This is a genomic window from Nonomuraea sp. NPDC049714, from assembly GCF_044465295.1.
Taxonomy (GTDB): Bacteria; Actinomycetota; Actinomycetes; order Streptosporangiales; family Streptosporangiaceae; genus Nonomuraea.
This window is the reverse complement of record NZ_JBITLM010000002.1, coordinates 836,731-855,281: the sequence shown is the minus strand read 5'-3', so window position 1 is coordinate 855,281 and position 18,551 is coordinate 836,731. Positions and strand designations below refer to the sequence as shown.

The following is an 18,551-nucleotide window of genomic DNA, read 5'->3' as shown; positions in this document are numbered from 1 at the left end:
GATTTGACTTAATGCCCATCTTGTGGAGCTGTTTGATCATGATTCCCCCCTTGCTGAGTTGCTGTTACCCCAGGTTGGAGCCGATAACCCCCGGCCCGGACCGACAGGGTGCGCAGCGCGTCCAGCAGCTCTGGCGGGCCTTCGACGTGGAAGTCCGCGTCCAGCATGAGGACGTGGAGGGCCAGTCGCATCGGCGTGTCGGCGCCCGCGCGCACCAGACAGCTGGTGTCGTCGACCGGCTCGACGACGACGGAGGCGGGGACCCGGGCGGTGATGACGTCGGCGGGGGCGCGTACGGTCACGGTGGCGCGGTAGCGGGACAGGGCGGTGTCCACGCCCTTGGGCACCACGTCGGCCGGCGGCGACGGGCGGGGCGTGAAGCGGGGACCTGACGGCACGCGCGGCGTGATCCGGTCGACCCGGAAGGTGCGCCAGGCGGCGCGCTCGACATCCCACGCGATGAGGTACCAGCGCCGCCCGGTGTGGACCAGCCGGTACGGCTCGGCGTCGCGGGCCCGGTCGGTGCCGTCGTGGGCGCGGTAGTCGAAGCGCAGCCGGTGGTGGTCGCGGCAGGCGGCGGCGATGGCGGTGAGGGTGTCGGCCGAGACGGCGGGCCCGCCGGTGGCGAGGGAGACGGTGTGGCCGTGCAGGTCCCGCACCCGCGTGCGCAGCCGGGACGGCAGCACCTGTTCGAGCTTGGCCAGGGCGCGCAGCGAGGCCTCCTCGATGCCGTCGACCGTGCCTCCGGCGGCGGTGCGCAGCCCCACGGCGACGGCCACGGCCTCGTCGTCGTCGAGCAGGAGCGGCGGCAGCTCGGCCCCCGCGCCCAGCCGGTAGCCGCCCGCCACCCCCGGCGCGGCGTGCACCGGATAGCCGAGGTCGCGCAGCTTGCCGATGTCGTAACGGATGGTGCGCGGGCTGACCCGCAGCCGCGCCGCCAGCTCGGCGCCCGTCCAGTCGCGCCGGGTCTGCAGCAGCGTCAGCAGGCGCAGCAGCCGTGCGGAGGTCTCCAGCATTCCTCCATTCTCACGGCCATCCCGGCAAGAAGCTTGCCGCTATTGCTGCGAACGTTCCGTCCATGAGGACCTTCCGCATCGACATCCCCCAGGCTGACCTCGATGACCTGCGCGAGCGGCTGAGCCGTACCCGGCTGCCCGTCCAGACGCCGGGAGCGGGCGGCGAGCGCGGTCTGCCCGCCGCGCGGCTGCGCGAGCTCGCCGACCACTGGGCCACCGGCTACGACTGGCGCGAGCACGAGGCGCGGCTCAACGCCCACCCCCAGTACGTCACCACCATCGACCACCAAGACATCCATTTCCTGCACGTACGCTCACCCGAGCCCGTCGCGACCCCGCTGATCCTCACGCACGGCTGGCCCAGCTCCGTCGTGGAGTTCCTGGACGTGATCGGCCCGCTCACCGACCCGCGGGCGCACGGCGGCGACCCGGCCGACGCCTTCCACCTGGTCATTCCGTCGCTGCCGGGTTACGGGTTCTCCGCCCCGCTGGCCGGCACCGGGTGGACGCTCGCGCGCATCGCCCGGACCTGGGCCACGCTGATGGCCCGGCTCGGCTACGAGCGCTACGGCGCGCAGGGCGGCGACTGGGGCTCGGGTGTGGCCAGGGAGCTGCGCTTCGCCGACCCCGAGCACCTGATCGGCGTGCACGTGAACTACCTGATGACCTTTCCCTCGGGGCAGCCGGGCGAGCTCGACGGGCTGAGCGAGTCCGACCAGGCCAGGCTCGAAGGGCTGGAGCGGTTCACCGGCGAGCTGGGCGGATACATGGCCATCCAGTCGACCCGGCCGCACACACTGGCGTTCGGGCTGGCGGACTCGCCGGCCGGGCAGCTCGCCTGGATCGCGGAGAAGTTCGACGACTGGACCGAGAAGGGCGTCGACCGGGATCGGCTGCTCACCAACGTCTCGCTCTACTGGCTGACGAACACGTCCGACTCCGCCGCGCAGCTCTACTGGGAGTTCGCCCACGCGTGGACCATGCCGGAGCGGTCGCCCATCCCGGTGGGCGTGGCCGTCTTCGCCCACGACTACGTGCGGCCGGTGCGGAGCCTGGCCGAGCGCACCGACCACGTCGTGCACTGGACGGAGTTCGCCACGGGCGGCCACTTCCCGGCCATGGAGCGGCCCGAGGCACTGGTCGCCGACGTCCGGGCCTTCTTCAGAACGCTGGATTAACAACATGTTTCCGCCGTGACGCATATGTATTGCGTGTTGCGCGGGTGAGTTACATGTAACGCCCGCACAGCCACGGATCGTCGGTGTGCGTAACTCCGGCTTCCTAACGTTCGAGTCCTGGCCACCCGAGCGTAGGAGGAACGATGGCGCGCTGGATCGCCGAGTGGCATCCCGACGACGCGGCTTTCTGGCAGCACACCGGCCGGAAGGTCGCCCGTCGGAACCTGATCTTCTCGATCCTGGCCGAGCACCTAGGCTTCACCGTCTGGACGCTGTGGAGCATCGTGGCCGCCCAGATGGGCGCCTACGCCTTCTCCACCGATCAGCTCTTCTGGCTGATCGCGCTGCCGAACCTGATCGGCTCGGTGCTGCGGGTGCCCTACACCTTCGGCCCCGCCAGGTTCGGCGGGCGCAACTTCACCGTCGCCAGCGCGCTGCTGCTGATCATCCCGTCGGTGCTGCTCGGCGTCGCGGTGAGCAACCCCGCCACGCCGTACTGGATGTTCCTGGTGATCGCGGCCCTGGCCGGGTTCGGCGGCGGCAACTTCGCCTCCAGCATGGCCAACATCACCTACTTCTACCCGCGCGACAAGCAGGGCGTGGCGCTCGGGCTGAACGCCGCGGGCGGCAACATCGGCGTCAGCTCGGTGCAGTTCGTCATCCCGCTGGTGATCGGGGCGTTCGGGCTGGCCGCGGCCGGCTGGTTCTGGATCCCGTTCATCGTGCTGGCCGCCGCCTGCGCCTGGTTCTTCATGGACAACCTGACCAGCGCCAAGGCCAGCCCGCGCGAGCAGATGGCGGTGGCGGGCAAGGCGCAGACGTGGATCATGTCGTTCCTGTACGTGGGCACGTTCGGCTCGTTCATCGGCTACTCCACGGCCTTCCCGCTGCTGAGCAAGAGCCTGTTCCCCGGCTCGCCGTGGGCGGCGGTGGCCTTCGCCGGGCCGCTCATCGGGTCGCTGATCAGGCCGGTCGGCGGCTGGCTTGCCGACCGGCTCGGCGGCGCGCCGGTCACCCTGTGGAACTTCGCCGCCATGGGCGGCGGGGTGCTGCTGGTCTGGCTCGGCTCCGTCTCGGGCGACTTCTGGCTGTTCTTCCTGGCCTTCCAGCTGCTCTTCCTGACCGCCGGCATCGGCAACGGGTCCACCTACCGGATGATCCCGGCGATCTTCCAGGCCAAGGCGGTGGCCGAGCGCGGCACCGACGAGGCGGCGCTGCTGTACGGCAAGCGGCAGGCCTCGGCGGCCATCGGCATCATCTCCGCCGTCGGCGCCCTCGGCGGGTTCCTGATCAACCGGGCGTTCGGCATGTCGTTCGCGGCGACGGGCAGCCCGTCCCTCGCCTTCGCCGCCTTCGGGATCTTCTACGTGGCCTGCGTGGGGGTGACCTGGTGGTGCTACACGCGCACGGTCGGCGTCTCGCGGGCCCCCAGCCTGGCCTACGCGAGGGTCTGATGAACGCACCGGTGAACACGCACTGTCCGTACTGCGCCCTGCAGTGCGGGATGGCGATCGGCGTCCAGGGCGCCGAGATCACCATCACCCCCCGGACCGACATCCCGGCCAACTCGGCCGGGGCGCTCTGCCAGAAGGGCTGGACGGCGGCCGAGCTGCTGACCAACGGCGAGCGACTGACCAGCCCGCTCCTGCACGGCGAGCCGGTGTCCTGGGAGGTGGCGCTCGACCACGTGGCGGCACGGCTCAGCGGCATCGCCGCCGAGCACGGCCCCGACGCCGTGGCCGTGTTCGGCGGGGGCGGGCTCACCAACGAGAAGGCGTACCTGCTCGGCAAGTTCGCCAGGGTCGCGCTGCGCACCAGCCAGATCGACTACAACGGCCGCTTCTGCATGTCGTCCGCGGCGGCCGCGTCGATCCGGGCGTTCGGCATGGACCGGGGGATGCCGTTCCCGATCACCGACCTGGCCGGGGCCGACGTCATCCTGCTGGCGGGCGCCAACCCCGCCGAGACGATGCCGCCGTTCGTCCGCCATTTGGACGGCGCCCGGCTGATCGTCATCGACCCGCGCCGCACCCCGACGGCCAAGCTCGCCTGGCTGCACCTGCGGCCCACGCCGGGCACCGACCTGGCGCTCGCGCTCGGCCTGCTGCACCTGGCCATCGCCGAAGAGCTCGTCGACGAGGCGTACATCGAGGAGCGGACCTCCGGCTTCGACGCGGTGCGCACCTCGCTGGCCGCCTGGTGGCCCGAGCGGGTGGAGCGGATCACCGGCGTGCCGGTGCCCCGCATGCGCGAGGCCGTGCGCGCCCTCGCGGCGGCGAGCAACGCGTACGTCCTGACCGGCAGGGGAGCCGAGCAGCACGCCAAGGGCACCGACACGGTGACCGCTTTCGTCAACCTCGCCCTGGCGCTGGGCCTGCCCGGCAGGCAGGGCTCCGGGTACGGCTGCCTCACCGGGCAGGGCAACGGCCAGGGCGGCAGGGAGCACGGGCAGAAGGCCGATCAGCTCCCCGGCTACCGCAAGATCGACGACCCGGCGGCGCGCGAGCACGTCGCGGGCGTGTGGGGCGTGCCGCCGGAGGACCTGCCGGGGCCGGGCCGCTCGGCCTACGAGCTGCTCGACGCCCTCGGCACGCCGGAGGGGTCGCGCGCCATGCTGGTGTTCGGCTCCAACCCGGTCGTCTCGGCGCCCGCCTCCGCCCACGTGGCCGACCGGATCAGGGCGCTGGACCTGCTGGTGGTCTGCGACGTGGTGATGTCGGAGACGGCGGCGCTGGCCGACGTGGTGCTCCCGGTCACCCAGTGGGCCGAGGAGACCGGCACGATGACCAACCTCGAAGGCCGCGTCCTGCTGCGGAAGCAGGCCGTCGAGCCACCGGCGGGCGTCCGGAGCGACCTGGAGGTCATCGCCGGTCTGGCGCGCCGGCTCGGCCACGACTTCGCCGACGAGCCCGGCAAGGTCTTCGAGGAACTGCGCCGGGCCGGCGCGGGCGGCGCCGCCGACTACTCCGGCATCACCTACGAGCGGATCGCCGACGAGACCGGCGTGTTCTGGCCCTGCCCGGAGCCCGAGCACCCCGGCACGCCGCGGCCGTTCCTCGACTCCTTCGCCACCCCCGACGGCCGCGCCGTCTTCGTGCCCGTCGAGCACCGGCCCCCGGCGGAGGAGATCGACGAGGACTACCCCGTCTACCTGACGACGGGTCGCGTGCTGGCGCAGTACCAGAGCGGCGCGCAGACCCGGAGGATCGCCTCCCTCACCAAGGCCGCGCCGGAACCGTACGTGGAGCTCCACCCCGATCTGGCCGAGCGGCTGAAGATCGAGGCCGGGGACCAGGTGCTGGTGACGAGCAGGCGCGGCGAGGGCCGGGGCGTGGCCAGGATCAGCGACGCGATCAGGAGCGACACCGTGTTCATGCCCTTCCACTGGGAGGGGGCGAACCGCCTCACCAACCCGGCGCTCGACCCCGTCTCCCGGATGCCCGAGTTCAAGGTCTGCGCCGTCAGAGTGGAGCGGGACATATGAGGCTCGTCGTCGTAGGAAACGGCATGGCCGGATCACGGCTGGTCAGCGAGGTGCGGGCGCGCGACCCGCACATCTCGATCACCGTGTTCGGCGCCGAGGAAGGCCACCCGTACAACCGGGTGCTGCTGTCGAACGTGCTCGCCGGCAAGGCCAGGCCCGAGCAGCTCCGGCTGCACGAGCTGTCCTGGTACGGCGCCAACCGGGTGGAGGCGGTGCCGGGCAGCGCGGTCGCCTGGATCGACCGGGAGTCCCGCGCCGTTCACACCACCGACGGGCGGCGTGAGCCGTACGACCTGCTCGTCCTGGCCACCGGCAGCGAGGCGATCGTGCCCCGCATCCCCGGGGTCGAGCGGGCCGTCCCGTTCCGCACGCTCGACGACTGCGACCGCATCCTCAAGGCCGCCGCGCACAGCCGCCGCGCGGTGGTCGTCGGCGGCGGCCTGCTCGGCATCGAGGCGGCCCGCGGCCTGGCCGGGCGCGGCCTGCCGGTGACGCTGCTGCACCTCGCCGGCCACCTGATGGAGCGCCAGCTCGACCCCGAGGCCGGGGTGGTGCTCGGCGAGACGCTCACCGGGCTCGGCGTGGACATCCGCACCGGCGTGGTGGCCGAGGCCGTCGAGGAGGACGGCGTCCGGCTGGCCGGGGGCGAGCTGGTCGACGGCGACCTGGTCGTGCTCGCCTGCGGCGTCCGCCCGCTGACCGGCCTGGCCGCCGACGCGGGCCTGGAGGTGCGGCGCGGCGTCGTCGTCGACGACGAGCTGCGCACCGACGACCCGTCGATCTTCGCCATCGGCGAGTGCGCCGAGCACGACGGCACCGTCTACGGGTTGGTCGCGCCCGCCTGGGAGCAGGCCGCCGTGGCAGCCGACGTGATCACCGGCGGCAAGTCCCGCTACCGGGGCTCGCGGCTGGTGACCAGGCTCAAGGCGAGCAGCGTCGAGCTCGCCGCGATGGGCGAGACCCAGCTCACCGACGAGCACGCCGAGGTGGTGCGCTTCAGCCACCGGGCGAAGGGGACGTACCGCAAGCTCGTCATCCGCGACGGCCGGTTGGTCGGCGCGATCCTGCTGGGCGACAGCGACGCCGTCGGCACGCTCACCCAGCTCTTCGACCGTGGCGGGCCGGTGCCGGGGGACCGCGCCGGGCTGCTGTTCCCGGGGCTGGCGGCGGCGCCGGTCGCGGAGAGCCCGGTGCTGATGCCGGACGCGGCCAAGGTCTGCCAGTGCAACAACGTGACCAAGGGCCAGATCCGGGCGTGCTGGGAAGCGGGCGCCAGGAACGTGGCCGGGGTGGCGGCCGCCACCAGGGCCACGACCGGCTGCGGCACCTGCCGTGACGCCGTGGAGGGGATCGTCGGCTGGTTGTGCGAACAAGAAGGGATCTCGGCATGAGGAAGATCGTCGTGGTCGGGTACGGCCCCGCCGCTCACCGGCTCGTGGAAGCCCTGCTCCAGCGCGGCTTCGACGGCCGCATCACGGTGATCGGGGAGGAGCCCCGCCCGGCCTATGACCGGGTGGCGCTGACCTCCTACCTGTCCGGCGTCAGCGCCGAGGACCTCTCCTACCCGGTGCCGGAGCAGGCGGTGGTCAGGCTCGACAGCCGCGTCACCGGCATCGACCGGCAGGCCCGCCTGGTCACCGTCGAAGGCGGCGCGCAGGAGCCGTACGACGTGCTGGTGCTGGCCACCGGGTCGGCGCCGTTCGTGCCGCCGGTGCCCGGCGCCGAGCACGCCTTCGTCTACCGCACCATCGACGACCTCGACGCGATCAGGATGGCGGCCAAGGAGGCCGCCGACGGCGTCGTCGTCGGCGGCGGGCTGCTCGGCCTGGAGGCGGCCGACGCGCTGCGCTCGCTCGGGCTGCGCACGCACATCGTCGAGATGAGCCCGTGGCTGATGCCCCGCCAGGTGGACGAGGGCGGCGGCTCGGTGCTGAAGGCGCACATCGAGGAGCTCGGCCTGAGCGTGCACGCGGGCGCGGGCGTCCAGGAGATCGTCACCGACGACAAGGGGCAGGTCGCCGGGCTGCGCAAGCCCGACGGCACGCTCATCGACGCCCAGGTGGTCGTCTTCTCCGCCGGCATCAGGCCGCGCGACGAGCTGGCCAGGGCGAGCGGGCTGGAGGTGGGCGAGCGCGGCGGCATCGTGGTGGACTCCGCGATGCGCACCTCCGACCCCGACATCTACGCCATCGGCGAGTGCGCGCTGGCCGGCGGCATGGTCTACGGGCTGGTCGGGCCGTGCTTCACCATGGCGGAGGTGGCCGCCGACCGGATCCTGGGCGGCCAGGCCGGCTTCGAGGGCGCCGACATGTCGACCAAGCTCAAGCTGCTCGGCGTCGAGGTGGCCCAGTTCGGCGCCATGACAGGGGCGCTCGACGTCACCTACATGGACCCTGTGGCCGGCGTCTACAAGAGGCTGTTCATCAGCGACGACGCCCAGACGCTGCTCGGCGGCATCTGCGTCGGCGACGCCTCGCCGTACACCTCACTGCGCTCCTTCGTCGGCAAGCCGCTGCCCGCGGCACCGTCCGACCTGCTGTTCACCGGCGGCGGCGCGCAGCTCGACCTGCCGGACGACGCGCAGGTCTGCTCCTGCAACAACGTCAGCGCGGGCGCGGTCCGCTCGGCCATCGCCGACCAGGGCTGCACCGACGTGCCGGGCATCAAGGCCTGTACGCGGGCCGGCAGCACCTGCGGGAGCTGTGTGCCGATGCTCAAGCAACTGCTGGAGAAGTCGGGCGTCGAGGTCAGCAAGAACCTGTGCGAGCACTTCGCCTACTCCAGGGCCGAGCTGTTCGACATCGTCCGGGTGCGCGGCATCACCACGTTCTCCGAGCTCATCGCCGCGCACGGCCACGGCCGGGGCTGCGACATCTGCAAGCCCGCCGTCGCCTCCATCCTCGCCTCCCTGCACAACGGGCACGTGCTCGACGGCGAGATGGCGACACTGCAGGACACCAACGACCGCTTCCTGGCCAACATCCAGAAGAACGGCACCTACTCCGTCGTCCCGCGCATCCCCGGCGGCGAGATCACCCCGGACAAGCTCATCGTCATCGGCGAGGTGGCCCGCGACTTCGGCCTCTACACCAAGATCACCGGAGGGCAGCGGATCGACCTGTTCGGCGCCAGCGTCGACCAGCTCCCGGAGATCTGGCGCCGGCTGGTGGACGCCGGGTTCGAGTCCGGCCACGCCTACGGCAAGGCGCTGCGCACGGTGAAGTCGTGCGTCGGATCCACCTGGTGCCGCTACGGCGTGCAGGACTCCGTGGGCCTGGCCATCGAGCTGGAGCTGCGCTACCGGGGGCTGCGCTCGCCGCACAAGCTCAAGTCGGCCGTGTCCGGCTGCGCCCGCGAGTGCGCCGAGGCCAGGTCGAAGGACTTCGGCATCATCGCCACCGAGCAGGGCTGGAACCTGTACGTGGGCGGCAACGGCGGCTTCAAGCCCCGCCACGCCGACCTGCTGGCCGGTGACCTGAGCACCGAAGAGCTGATCAGGACCATCGACCGCTTCTTGATGTTCTACATCCGCACGGCCGACCGGCTGCAGCGCACCGCCGCCTGGGTGGAGTCGCTCGACGGCGGCCTCGACTACCTGCGCTCAGTGATCATCGACGACTCACTGGGCATCTGCGCCGACCTGGACGCGCACATGAGCCAGCACGTCGCCACTTACGTGGATGAATGGAGGGCAACGTTGGAAGATCCGGACAAGCTCAGCAGGTTCGTCAGCTTCGTCAACGCGCCGGGCGTCCCCGACCCGTCGATCGTCTTCGCCACCGAGCGGGGCCAGATCAAGCCGGTGGTGCTGTCATGAGCAGCTGGGTGAGCGTCTGCGGCTATCAGAATCTGCAGCCGGAGCGGGGCGTGTGCGCCCTCGTCGACGGCCGGCAGGTGGCGCTGTTCCGTACCTACGACGGCGTCGTGCACGCGCTGGGCAACCTCGACCCGTTCAGCGGCGCGTACGTGCTCTCGCGCGGCATCGTCGGCACCAGGAAGGGCGAGCCGACCGTCGCCTCGCCCCTGCACAAGCAGGTGTTCTCCCTGGTCACCGGGCACTGCCTGGACGAGCCGGAGGTGGCCGTGCCGGTCTACCAGGTCCGCGTGGACGGCGAGCTCGTGCAGGTCGCGGTGAGCGTTTAGCCGACCCGCCCCCGGGCATCCACCTGCTGAAACTCGGGGGATGGGGGAGGTGCACGGTGCCGGCTTTCGACGCCTCCGCCTATGGGCGCGGCATCGCGGACATCTACGACGCGACCGTCCGGGACCTGCCGACCGAGCACGCCGTCTCACGGCTGTACGACCTCGCCGAGGGCGGCCCGGTGCTGGAGTTCGGCATCGGCACCGGCCGCCTGGCCCTGCCCCTGGCGGCGCGGGGCCTCACGGTGGCGGGCATCGACGGCTCGGCCGACATGGTCGAGGTGCTGCGCGCCAAGCCGGGCGGGGAGCGGATCCCGGTGACCATCGGCGACTTCTCCACGGCCACGGTCGACGGCGAGTTCGCCCTCGTGGTGCTCTCCACCAACACCGTCTACGCGCTGCCGTCGCAGGACGCCCAGGTGGCCTGTTTCCGCAACGCCGCCGCCCACCTGCGTCCCGGCGGGCGGTTCGTGGTCGAGGCGTGGGTGCCCGACCTGACCGCCTTCGCCGGCGGCAGCGTGCTGCGGCTGCTGTCCATGAGCGAGGAGGTCGTCGTCGCCGAGGCGGCCCGGCTGTCGCCCGCCGAGCAGCTCATGCGCACGACCAGGGTGCGGCTGAGCGCCGAAGGGGTGCGCATGCTGCCCGCGAACCACCGCTACGCCTGGCCCGCCGAGCTCGACCTGATGGCCAGGCTGGCCGGGATGCGACGCGAGCACCGCTGGTCGGACTGGGCGGGAAGCCCGTTCGGTGACGACAGCCGCGCGCACGTGTCGGTCTACCTCTGGAGTGCCTGATGCGCCTGCCCGCCGCCCGTGGCCCGATCACCGCCGAGCTCTTCCGCCGCCTCGGCGGCCCGCCGGGCACGCTCGGCCCGCTGCCCGACTGCCCGCCGGGCGCGGTCCTGGACGACGACCTTCAGCTCGCCCTGTTCACCTGCTACGAGCTGCACTATCAGGGCTTCGAGGAGGTCGACGACCGCTGGGAGTGGGAGCCGTCGCTGCTGCGGGCACGCGCCGTGCTGGAGCGCGGCTTCGAGGACGCGCTCGCCCGAGCCGTGCCCCGGCCCCAGCCGGTGGCGCCCCAGCATGTCCGCCGGGCGCTCACCGCGCTGACCGTCGCCGACGAGGGGCCGCCGATGGCGCAGTTCCTGCAGCGCACGGCCGACCTGGAGCAGTTCCGCGAGTTCGCCGTGCACCGCTCCATCTACCAGCTCAAGGAGGGCGACCCGCACACGTGGGCGATCCCCCGCCTGCACGGCGGCCCCAAGGCCGCGCTGGTGGAGATCCAGGCCGACGAGTACGGCGGCGGACGCCGCGAGCGGATGCACTCCGAGCTGTTCCGCACCACCATGCGCGGCCTCGGCCTCGACGACGCCTACGGCGCCTACCTCGGGCACGTGCCCGGCATCACGCTGGCGATCTCCAACGCCATGTCGCTGTTCGGCCTGCACCGGCGGCTGCGCGGCGCCCTGGTCGGCAACCTGGCCGCGCTGGAGATGACCTCCTCGCTGCCCAACCGGCGCTACGCCGCCGGCCTGCGCCGGCTCGGCGGCGACGACGCCACCGCCCGCTTCTACGACGAGCACGTGCAGGCCGACGCCGTGCACGAGCAGGTCGCGGCCAACGACCTGTGCGGCGGCTTCGCGACCGCCTTCCCGTCACTCACCGGCGACATCTTGTACGGCGCGGCCTGCGCGCTGACCCTCGAACGGCTCTGGGCCGAGCATGTCATGGACCGCTGGCAGTGCGGCGCGAGCTCACTGCTCGAACCCGACCTGGCGGACCTCGTCGCGGGACAGTGATGGACCTCGACTACGTGCTGCCGCTGCGCTGGTCCGACGACGCCGGGCTGGAGGAGCTGACCGGCTATCTGCGCCGGCTGTCCCGGCACGCCCACGTGATCGTCGTCGACGGGAGCCCCGAGGAGCTCTACGACCGGCACGCCCGCCGCTGGTACGGCCTGGTCACGCACGCCCGTCCCGACGGCGACCTGCGCTTCGCCAACGGCAAGGTCATCGGCGTCACCACCGGCCTGCGCCTGGCCCGCGCCGACCGGGTGGTGATCGCCGACGACGACGTCCGCTACGACGAGCGCGGCCTGACCGGCATGCACCGGCTGCTGGCCGGGGCCGACCTGGTGCGCCCCCAGAACTTCTTCGACCCGCTGCCCTGGCATGCCCGCTGGGACACCGCCCGCACCTTGCTCAACCGGGCCCTCGGCGCCGACCATCCCGGCACCCTCGGCGTCCGCAGGCCCTTCTACCTGTGGATGGGCGGCTACGACGGCGACGTGCTGTTCGAGAACCTGGAGCTGGTCCGCACCGTGCGGGCCCACGGCGGCCGCGTCGTCACCGCGCCGGACCTGTACGTGCGCCGGCTGCCGTGCGAAGTCCGGCGCTTCTGGTCCCAGCGGGTCCGCCAGGCCTACGACGACCTGGCACAGCCCGCCAGGATGGCGCTGTTCCTGTCGGTGCTGCCCGCGCTGGCCGTCGCGCTGCGGCGCCGCCGCTACGGCGCGGTGGCGGCGGGCGCGGGGCTGGCCGTGGTCACGGCCGAGGCGGGGCGGCGCAGAGCCGGAGGGCGCGCGGTCTTCCCCGCCACCGGGTCACTGTTCGCGCCCGTCTGGGTCCTGGAGCGAGCCGCGTGCAGCTGGCTGGCCCTGGGCGCCGCTCTCACCGGCGGCGTGCCGTACGCGGGCCGCCGGGTGCGGCGGGCCGCCCACTCCACCCGCAGGCTGCGCCGTCACGCGTCCTCCACCGTCTCACCACCGGGCTCACCACCGGGCTCACCCTCGGGCCTGCCATCGGTCCCGCATGAGGCGCGGAACCCGGTCAGTTTGTGCGAGCCGTCGCAGAACGGCTTGACCGACGAGTGGCCACACCGGCACAGCGCCACGGTGGACCGGCCGCAGTCGATCCGCTTCCCGTCCGGGGTGCGGAGCTCGAACGGCCCTCGCAGGAGCAGCGGGCCGTCCTCGTAAGGCGTCACCGTGACCGGCTCATCCCTGTCGTGCTGCATTCGTCCCAGCTGCCCCTTACGGCGCGGGAGAAACGGCCGCTAGGAGCGGCGGTCCAACTCCACAGGCGGGTAGACGTGAGCGCCTGGATGGGCCGCTGGAAGAACACATCGCCGTCCGGCGTCGGCACTGTCGCAACGCTCCGCGTCGTCACGCTGCGGTAGCGGCTCGGGGGAAATGCTTAGATTCGCCTTATTTTGCGGCACTGGCACGACGGTATCGGCGGCGCACCGGAAATCAGGTCTCTAACGGGCAACGATCGTGGCTCTGAACGATCTCTCCAAAACCAGTGAAGGGAGTCAGTGGGTACAGTCCGCCCGCGGTGCCAGAGCTGGTAAAGGGCCTGTGCGAAGTGGATAAAGTGCGCATTCGCCCTTGATCAGGGCGGGAATCAAAGCGGCCATGAGCACGACTTTCCTGCGCAGGGGCATCCTGCTGGCCGCGATCGTCCCGGCCCTACTCACCGCCGGCTGCGCTGCGGGCGGCACCGGACAAGCGATGAAGGGCGCGGCCAGCCCGCCGACCTCACCGCCCGACACGTCCACGGACACCGGTACGCCGACGATCACCGACATGACCCCGACACCCACCGACACCATGAGCCCGTCGCCCACCGACACCACGTCGCCCACGGATGGCGCCGGCATGGCCGAGCCGCGCGCCGTCGTCGAGGAGTTCTACAGCGCGATGGCCGCCGGGAACGCCGACGAGGCCGTGAAGCTCTTCACCCCCGACGCGGTGGCGGCGGTGGACGGCGAGGCGACCGCCGAGGGCGCCGAAGGGCTGCGCAGCCTCATCGAGGGGCAGGAGGAGCGCGGCGGGTCGCCCACCATCGAGGAGTCGACGGTCTCGGGCAACTGGGCCTTCGTCCGTGCGACCAGCGGTGAGGGCGCCGACGAGACGCGGGCGTTCTTCGTGCTCAGCAAGGCGAACGGCGGCTGGAAGATCGCCCGCTACATGAGCAACAGCGCCTCCTGACACCCCGTCTCCCGCGCTCGGCCTCCGCCTGACCGCCACGCCTGGCCGCCACACCCCGGCCCCCGCGTCCGTCCGCCGGGCGCGGGGGCCGGGTGTGTGACCTAGGGTGTGCCTCATGCCGGACCTGTCGAAGTACCAGCATCCGCGCTTCGCCCGCATGTACGAGCGGATGAGCGTGGAGGCCGACAGGTCCACGGCGGAGTTGCGGAGACGTCTGCTCGCCGGCTTGAGCGGCCGGGTCGTGGAGGTCGGCGCGGGCAACGGGCTCAACTTCCCGCACTACCCCGCCACGGTGACCGAGGTCGTCGCGGTCGAACCGGACGATCTGCTGCGGGCCGCCGCCGAGCGGGCCGCCGCCACCGCTCCGGTCCGCGTGGTGGTCGTGCCGGGGCATGCCGACGCGCTGCCGTACGACGAGGACTCGTTCGACGCGGTGGTGATGTCCCTCGTCCTCTGCTCGGTGCCGGACCAGCGGGTGACGCTCGTGGAGGCGCGGCGGGTGCTCAGGCCCGGTGGCGAGCTGCGCTTCTTCGAGCACGTACGCTCGCCCGGCCCCGTGCGCGGGATCCTGCAGGACCTGATCACGCCCCTGTGGCGGCTGCTCGCCGGCGGCTGCCGCCCCAACCGCGATACGGCTCGGGCGATCAGCGCCGGCGGCCTGGTGATAGAGGAGCAGGAACGCTTCATCCACCAGCCCCTGGCCGGCAGCCCCAAGCTCACCCACATCCTGGGACGCGCCCGCAACGTCGCTTGACGTCGGTGTCCTGAAGGGCCCGTCCGGGGTGGGGCCGGGGGGTCAGGTGCCGTTGGGCATGCGGGGGGAGATGCGGCCCTGGTCCACCAATGACAGGTAGGCGCCGAAAGCGCCCTGGATCCACAGCTGCGCCTGCGCCGTGGTGAGCGTGACCTCTTCCTCCTCATGCGAGACGATCACGTACCCGTCCAGCGGGGCACGCCGCCACCCGAGCAGCATCCCCTCGTACACGAGCACGTCGAGCATCCCCGTGAGATATTCGCGGCCGGTGGCGAACACCGCGCGAGCCCTCCTCGCTACTCCGCCGAATCCCCGTCTACCCCCCGATTGTGCATCGTCCGGGAACGCAATGGGCGATGGAACCTTCGCGGCTTGGCCGGTGTATCCACGCCGGAGGTGCGACATGAGGAAATTCATGGTCATCCTGGCCGCCGTCGCCGTGCTCTTCGCCGGCGGGCTGCCTGCTTCGGCGGCCGGTGGGTGGGCGGTGACCTACCTGGACCCGGTGCCCGGCGCGTTCGCCCCCGGGACCTCGTACACGATCGGGTTCTGGGTGCTCCAGCACGGGGTCCGTCCGTTCGAGGGCGATCTGGGCACGACGGGGCTCAAACTGACCGACGCCACGGGGCGGCCGATGACCTTCGAGGGCACGCCGTTGCCCGAGGCCGGTCACTACGCCACCGCCGTGAACCTGCCGAAGGGGACGTACCGGATCGAGGGGGTTCAAGGGATCTTCCCGCCGTACGAGGTCGGCACGCTCACCGTGCCGGGCGGCGTCGAGATCAGGCCGGTGCCGCCAGAGATGGTGCGGAATGTCGGGGCGGGGGAGAAGAACCCCTGGGGTGCGGTCCGGCCGCCGGGCTTCCCCGAGGGGGAGGGGGACCCTGAGGCACTCGTCGGGGCCTCCGCCGCGCCCACCGCCGCTGCGCCGGCCGCCTCCCCCCGGGGCGTCGCCTCTCAGGCCGGTGCCGCGCAGGAGCCTGTCGCGGGTCTCTCGGCGTACTCGCTGCTGCTCGCCGCCGTCGGCGGCGCGCTGGTCACGCTGGTCACTCTGCTCGCCGTCGGCGGCGCGTCGCGGCCGTGAGCCGGAACCGTCCGAGCCCACGTCCGAGCGCACTGAGAGGTCATCGGACGCGCCCTCGGAAGGTCAGGGTGACACGATCGTCTTCAAGGGGTGAGGCGGCTCTCACAGGTCGCGTTCGTGCTTGTCCAGGATGCTCACGGCGACCGTCACCGCGCCGGCGGCGTCGTGGTCCTCGATGGCGCGGAGCAGGTCGTGGTGGGAGCTGTCCGGTTCGAGCGCGGCTTGCTCCATGCTCCGCACGCTGTCGCGCAGTGCCTCGCCCATGCTCCGGTAGAGGTCGCTGAGCAGCGGGTTGTGGGCGGCGTCGGCCACCCTCAGGTGGAAGGCGACGTCGGCGTCCGCGAAGCCGTCCAGGTCGCCCGCCCGCGCGGCGGCGTCCCTGATCTCCAGGGTCGCCCGCATCCCGGCCAGGTCGTCGTCCTCGCGCTTGGCGGCGGCCAGCCGGGCGGCGACCAGGTCGAGCCCGCGCCGCACGTCGATGATGTCCATGGCCGCCGCCGTGTCGAGCCGCCGCCGCAGCGCGACCTGCGACTCGTCGGTGGCCGTCACGTAGGTGCCGTCGCCCTGCCGGGTGCTCAGCAGCCCGGCGTGCACCAGCACCCGCAGGGCCTCCCGGACGGACAGCCTGCTCATCCCGAGCGTCTGCGCCAGCCGGGTCTCCGAGGGCAGCTTGGTGCCCACCGGCCACGCCCCGCTGGTGATCTGGTCGCGAAGCTGCTGGATGGCGGCGTCCACGAGGGAGGTCCGCGCCACGTTCCGCATGTGCCTCCTTTGATCAGCATGTCCACCTTAGGACGCCGGTTCCGCCTGTGGCCTGCCGGACCGGCTTCCGGACACTCGCGAACAGATCTTGTCAGGGTGGCGGATGTCTGAGAAGTTTCACGTACTTCGCCACTGTCACGGAGGTCACGCGTGCCACAATTACGCCCGGCCCTCATCGCCGTCGCCCTGGTCCTGGGCACGGCAACCCCGGTTCATGCGGGCGCCGGACCCGCGATCACCATCGAGAACGGCCGTACGCAGCCGGTCTTCTCCTACGCCGACGCCGTCCGCGAGCATGTGTACGTCGAGTCGAGCGTCGACAGTGACGCCGACGGCAGGCTCGACCGGGTGCGGGTCGACATCATCAGGCCCAAGGAGTCCGGTCCGGGCCTCAGGGTGCCGGTGGTCATCGACGAGAGCCCCTACTACGACAACTCGGGGCGGGGGAACGAGAGCGAGCGGAAGGTTTACGACGCCGCCGACAATGTCACGAAATTTCCCCTCTTCTACGACAACTTCTTCGTACCGCGCGGCTATGCCGTACTGAATGTGGACATGCTCGGCACCACCCGCTCCGACGGCTGCCCCGACGTCGGCGGCAAGGCCGACGTGCTCGGCGGGAAGGCCGTCATCGACTGGCTGAACGGCCGGGCCAAGGCGTACCGGGCGGACGGCAGCCCGGCCGTGGCCGACTGGACCACGGGCAAGTCCGCGATGATCGGCAAGTCGTACGACGGCACCCTCGCCAACGCGGTGGCGGCCACCGGCGTGCGCGGCCTGGAGACCATCGTGCCGATCTCGGCGATCAGCTCCTGGTACAAGTACCAGCGCTCGAACGGCGTGATCTACAACTACGACTACGCCTCCTTCCTGGCCAACTACGTCGACACCGACCCCGAGGCCAAGTGCCAGGCGGTCCGCGACCGGATGGACGCCGAGGACGGCGACGACACCGGCGACCACAACGCCTTCTGGGACGAGCGCGACTACATCGACGGCCTGCTCGGCGACGTCTCCAAGGTCAGGGCGAGCGTCTTCGTCGTCCACACCACCAACGACCTGAACGTCAAGCCGGACAACTTCTCCACCTGGTGGCAGGCGCTGGCCGAGCGGAACGTCCCCCGCAAGATCTGGGTCGGCCAGTATCAGCACGTCGACCCGTTCGACTTCGAGGGCCGCAGGGACCTGTGGGTGGACACGCTGCACCGCTGGTTCGACCGCTGGCTGCACGGCGTACGCAACGGCGTCGACCGCGAGCCGCGCGCCGACGTGCAGGTCGGACCCACGCAGTGGATGACGCAGCGCGACTGGCCGGCTCCGCGCGCGGTCAAGGTGGCGTTGCGGCCCGCCGAGGACGGCACGCTCGCCCTGCGGCGGGACAGGAACGCCACCGCGACGTTCGCCGACGTGGCCCTGACGGAGTCCGACATGGTGACCGACGTGGGCACGGCCAAGCCCGGCCGGGTCGCGTTCACCACCGGCGAGCTCCCGCTGAGCCTGCGCATGTCCGGCACCCCCGTCGCCGACCTGCGGGTCAAACTCGACAAACCCACCTCCAACCTCACCGCCCTGCTCGTCGACTTCGGCGACGACACCCGCCTCGACTGGCGGCGCGGCCAGGGCATCACCACGCTCACCGAGGAGGACTGCCACGGCGAGAGCACCACGGCCGACGACGCCTGCTACCGCAAGGTCGTCACCAACGTGGTGGACCGGCCGCTGGAGATCGTCGCCCGTGGCTGGATCGACGTACAGAACCGCGACTCGCTGAGCGAGCCCTCGCCGCTGCCCGTGGGACGGTACGGCCAGGTCAAGTGGCAGACGCTGCCGCACGACTACACCTTCAAGAAGGGCCACCGGATCGGGCTGGTGATCGCGGGCACCGACGCGACCTACAGCTCCGAGACCGGCACCGGGGCGAACGTCACGGTGGACCTGTCCAGGAGCAGCGTGGTCCTGCCGTTCGTGCTGGGGACACCGCTGGCGGACGTGCCGACGGACCGGGCGAGGTTCCTCGGGCCGCGGGAGCTGACCCTGCCGGAGCCGAAGCCGGAGTTCTCGTTCTTCTGAGGTGATGTGTGAAGGCCTTGGGCGCGGATCGCGGCCAAGGCCTTCACGCGTGGCTGGTGCATGGTGCCTG

16 protein-coding genes are annotated in these 18,551 nt (G+C 71.7%); 12 read left to right on the top strand and 4 right to left on the bottom strand.

All coding sequences use genetic code 11. The features are described from left to right. Positions 1-8: 8 nt before the first annotated feature. The gene (locus ACIBQX_RS10835) at positions 9-1,016 is read right to left on the bottom strand and encodes a helix-turn-helix transcriptional regulator (RefSeq protein ID WP_397002937.1); all 1,008 of its coding nucleotides are present in this window, start codon (positions 1,014-1,016) and stop codon (positions 9-11) included. Between the two features lie 62 nt (positions 1,017-1,078). Here ACIBQX_RS10835 and ACIBQX_RS10830 point away from each other — a divergent pair, with 62 nt between their 5' ends. The 8 genes from ACIBQX_RS10830 (at position 1,079) to ACIBQX_RS10795 (ending at position 11,619) form a co-directional block, all read left to right on the top strand. Continuing rightward, complete coding sequence (locus ACIBQX_RS10830; RefSeq protein WP_397002935.1) at positions 1,079-2,194, top strand: epoxide hydrolase family protein; 1,116 nt, start codon at positions 1,079-1,081, stop codon at positions 2,192-2,194. Between the two features lie 143 nt (positions 2,195-2,337). After that, positions 2,338-3,648, top strand: coding sequence for an MFS transporter (locus ACIBQX_RS10825; protein ID WP_397002933.1), 1,311 nt, complete (start codon positions 2,338-2,340; stop codon positions 3,646-3,648). Further along, positions 3,648-5,678 carry a molybdopterin oxidoreductase family protein gene (locus tag ACIBQX_RS10820; RefSeq protein ID WP_397002931.1) on the top strand — a complete coding sequence of 677 codons (2,031 nt, stop codon included), beginning with the start codon at positions 3,648-3,650 and terminating at the stop codon, positions 5,676-5,678. Before ACIBQX_RS10825 ends, ACIBQX_RS10820 begins: the two co-directional genes overlap by 1 nt. Continuing rightward, a complete protein-coding gene (locus tag ACIBQX_RS10815) occupies positions 5,675-7,069 on the top strand; it encodes an FAD-dependent oxidoreductase (RefSeq protein ID WP_397002929.1) in 1,395 nt (464 codons plus the stop codon). Before ACIBQX_RS10820 ends, ACIBQX_RS10815 begins: the two co-directional genes overlap by 4 nt. Then, entirely contained in the window at positions 7,066-9,495 is a 2,430-nt protein-coding gene (gene nirB / locus ACIBQX_RS10810) for a nitrite reductase large subunit NirB (RefSeq protein WP_397002927.1), read from the top strand. The genes ACIBQX_RS10815 and nirB overlap by 4 nt, the downstream gene beginning before the upstream one ends. After that, on the top strand, positions 9,492-9,821 hold the full coding sequence (nirD, locus tag ACIBQX_RS10805; protein WP_397002925.1) for a nitrite reductase small subunit NirD: 330 nt from the start codon (positions 9,492-9,494) through the stop codon (positions 9,819-9,821). The genes nirB and nirD overlap by 4 nt, the downstream gene beginning before the upstream one ends. A 56-nt stretch (positions 9,822-9,877) precedes the next feature. After that, a complete protein-coding gene (locus ACIBQX_RS10800) occupies positions 9,878-10,612 on the top strand; it encodes a class I SAM-dependent methyltransferase (protein ID WP_397002923.1) in 735 nt (244 codons plus the stop codon). Further along, positions 10,612-11,619, top strand: coding sequence for an iron-containing redox enzyme family protein (locus tag ACIBQX_RS10795; RefSeq protein ID WP_397002921.1), 1,008 nt, complete (start codon positions 10,612-10,614; stop codon positions 11,617-11,619). The genes ACIBQX_RS10800 and ACIBQX_RS10795 overlap by 1 nt, the downstream gene beginning before the upstream one ends. A 940-nt stretch (positions 11,620-12,559) precedes the next feature. Here the strand turns inward: ACIBQX_RS10795 and ACIBQX_RS10790 are convergent. Beyond that, entirely contained in the window at positions 12,560-12,835 is a 276-nt protein-coding gene (locus ACIBQX_RS10790; RefSeq protein WP_397002919.1) for a CDGSH iron-sulfur domain-containing protein, read from the bottom strand. Between the two features lie 400 nt (positions 12,836-13,235). Here ACIBQX_RS10790 and ACIBQX_RS10785 point away from each other — a divergent pair, with 400 nt between their 5' ends. Further along, positions 13,236-13,811, top strand: a complete 576-nt coding sequence (locus tag ACIBQX_RS10785) for a nuclear transport factor 2 family protein (RefSeq protein ID WP_397002917.1) — start codon at positions 13,236-13,238, stop codon at positions 13,809-13,811. Positions 13,812-13,926: 115 nt separating this feature from the next. Continuing rightward, on the top strand, positions 13,927-14,565 hold the full coding sequence (locus ACIBQX_RS10780; RefSeq protein ID WP_397002915.1) for a class I SAM-dependent methyltransferase: 639 nt from the start codon (positions 13,927-13,929) through the stop codon (positions 14,563-14,565). A gap of 42 nt (positions 14,566-14,607) precedes the next feature. Here ACIBQX_RS10780 and ACIBQX_RS10775 read toward each other — a convergent pair whose 3' ends face one another. Beyond that, a complete protein-coding gene (locus ACIBQX_RS10775; RefSeq protein WP_397002913.1) occupies positions 14,608-14,844 on the bottom strand; it encodes a hypothetical protein in 237 nt (78 codons plus the stop codon). 124 nt (positions 14,845-14,968) lie between these two features. On the opposite strand from ACIBQX_RS10775, the gene ACIBQX_RS10770 reads away from it, so the two are divergent. Then, a complete protein-coding gene (locus ACIBQX_RS10770; RefSeq protein ID WP_397002911.1) occupies positions 14,969-15,649 on the top strand; it encodes a hypothetical protein in 681 nt (226 codons plus the stop codon). Positions 15,650-15,751: 102 nt separating this feature from the next. Here the strand turns inward: ACIBQX_RS10770 and ACIBQX_RS10765 are convergent, their stop codons facing one another. Further along, complete coding sequence (locus ACIBQX_RS10765) at positions 15,752-16,411, bottom strand: FadR/GntR family transcriptional regulator (RefSeq protein WP_397002909.1); 660 nt, start codon at positions 16,409-16,411, stop codon at positions 15,752-15,754. A gap of 150 nt (positions 16,412-16,561) precedes the next feature. On the opposite strand from ACIBQX_RS10765, the gene ACIBQX_RS10760 reads away from it, so the two are divergent. Further along, a complete protein-coding gene (locus ACIBQX_RS10760; protein ID WP_397002907.1) occupies positions 16,562-18,481 on the top strand; it encodes a Xaa-Pro dipeptidyl-peptidase in 1,920 nt (639 codons plus the stop codon). Positions 18,482-18,551: the final 70 nt, after the last annotated feature.

Bases quoted from the DNA above. Each gene is read 5' to 3' on its own strand.
- ACIBQX_RS10835 (WP_397002937.1), bottom strand. From the start codon at position 1,016: ATGCTGGAGACCTCCGCACGGCTGCTGCGCCTGCTGACGCTGCTGCAG.
- ACIBQX_RS10830 (WP_397002935.1), top strand. From the start codon at position 1,079: ATGAGGACCTTCCGCATCGACATCCCCCAGGCTGACCTCGATGACCTG.
- ACIBQX_RS10825 (WP_397002933.1), top strand. From the start codon at position 2,338: ATGGCGCGCTGGATCGCCGAGTGGCATCCCGACGACGCGGCTTTCTGG.
- ACIBQX_RS10820 (WP_397002931.1), top strand. From the start codon at position 3,648: ATGAACGCACCGGTGAACACGCACTGTCCGTACTGCGCCCTGCAGTGC.
- ACIBQX_RS10815 (WP_397002929.1), top strand. From the start codon at position 5,675: ATGAGGCTCGTCGTCGTAGGAAACGGCATGGCCGGATCACGGCTGGTC.
- nirB (WP_397002927.1), top strand. From the start codon at position 7,066: ATGAGGAAGATCGTCGTGGTCGGGTACGGCCCCGCCGCTCACCGGCTC.
- nirD (WP_397002925.1), top strand. From the start codon at position 9,492: ATGAGCAGCTGGGTGAGCGTCTGCGGCTATCAGAATCTGCAGCCGGAG.
- ACIBQX_RS10795 (WP_397002921.1), top strand. From the start codon at position 10,612: ATGCGCCTGCCCGCCGCCCGTGGCCCGATCACCGCCGAGCTCTTCCGC.
- ACIBQX_RS10790 (WP_397002919.1), bottom strand. From the start codon at position 12,835: ATGCAGCACGACAGGGATGAGCCGGTCACGGTGACGCCTTACGAGGAC.
- ACIBQX_RS10785 (WP_397002917.1), top strand. From the start codon at position 13,236: ATGAGCACGACTTTCCTGCGCAGGGGCATCCTGCTGGCCGCGATCGTC.
- ACIBQX_RS10780 (WP_397002915.1), top strand. From the start codon at position 13,927: ATGCCGGACCTGTCGAAGTACCAGCATCCGCGCTTCGCCCGCATGTAC.
- ACIBQX_RS10770 (WP_397002911.1), top strand. From the start codon at position 14,969: ATGAGGAAATTCATGGTCATCCTGGCCGCCGTCGCCGTGCTCTTCGCC.
- ACIBQX_RS10765 (WP_397002909.1), bottom strand. From the start codon at position 16,411: ATGCGGAACGTGGCGCGGACCTCCCTCGTGGACGCCGCCATCCAGCAG.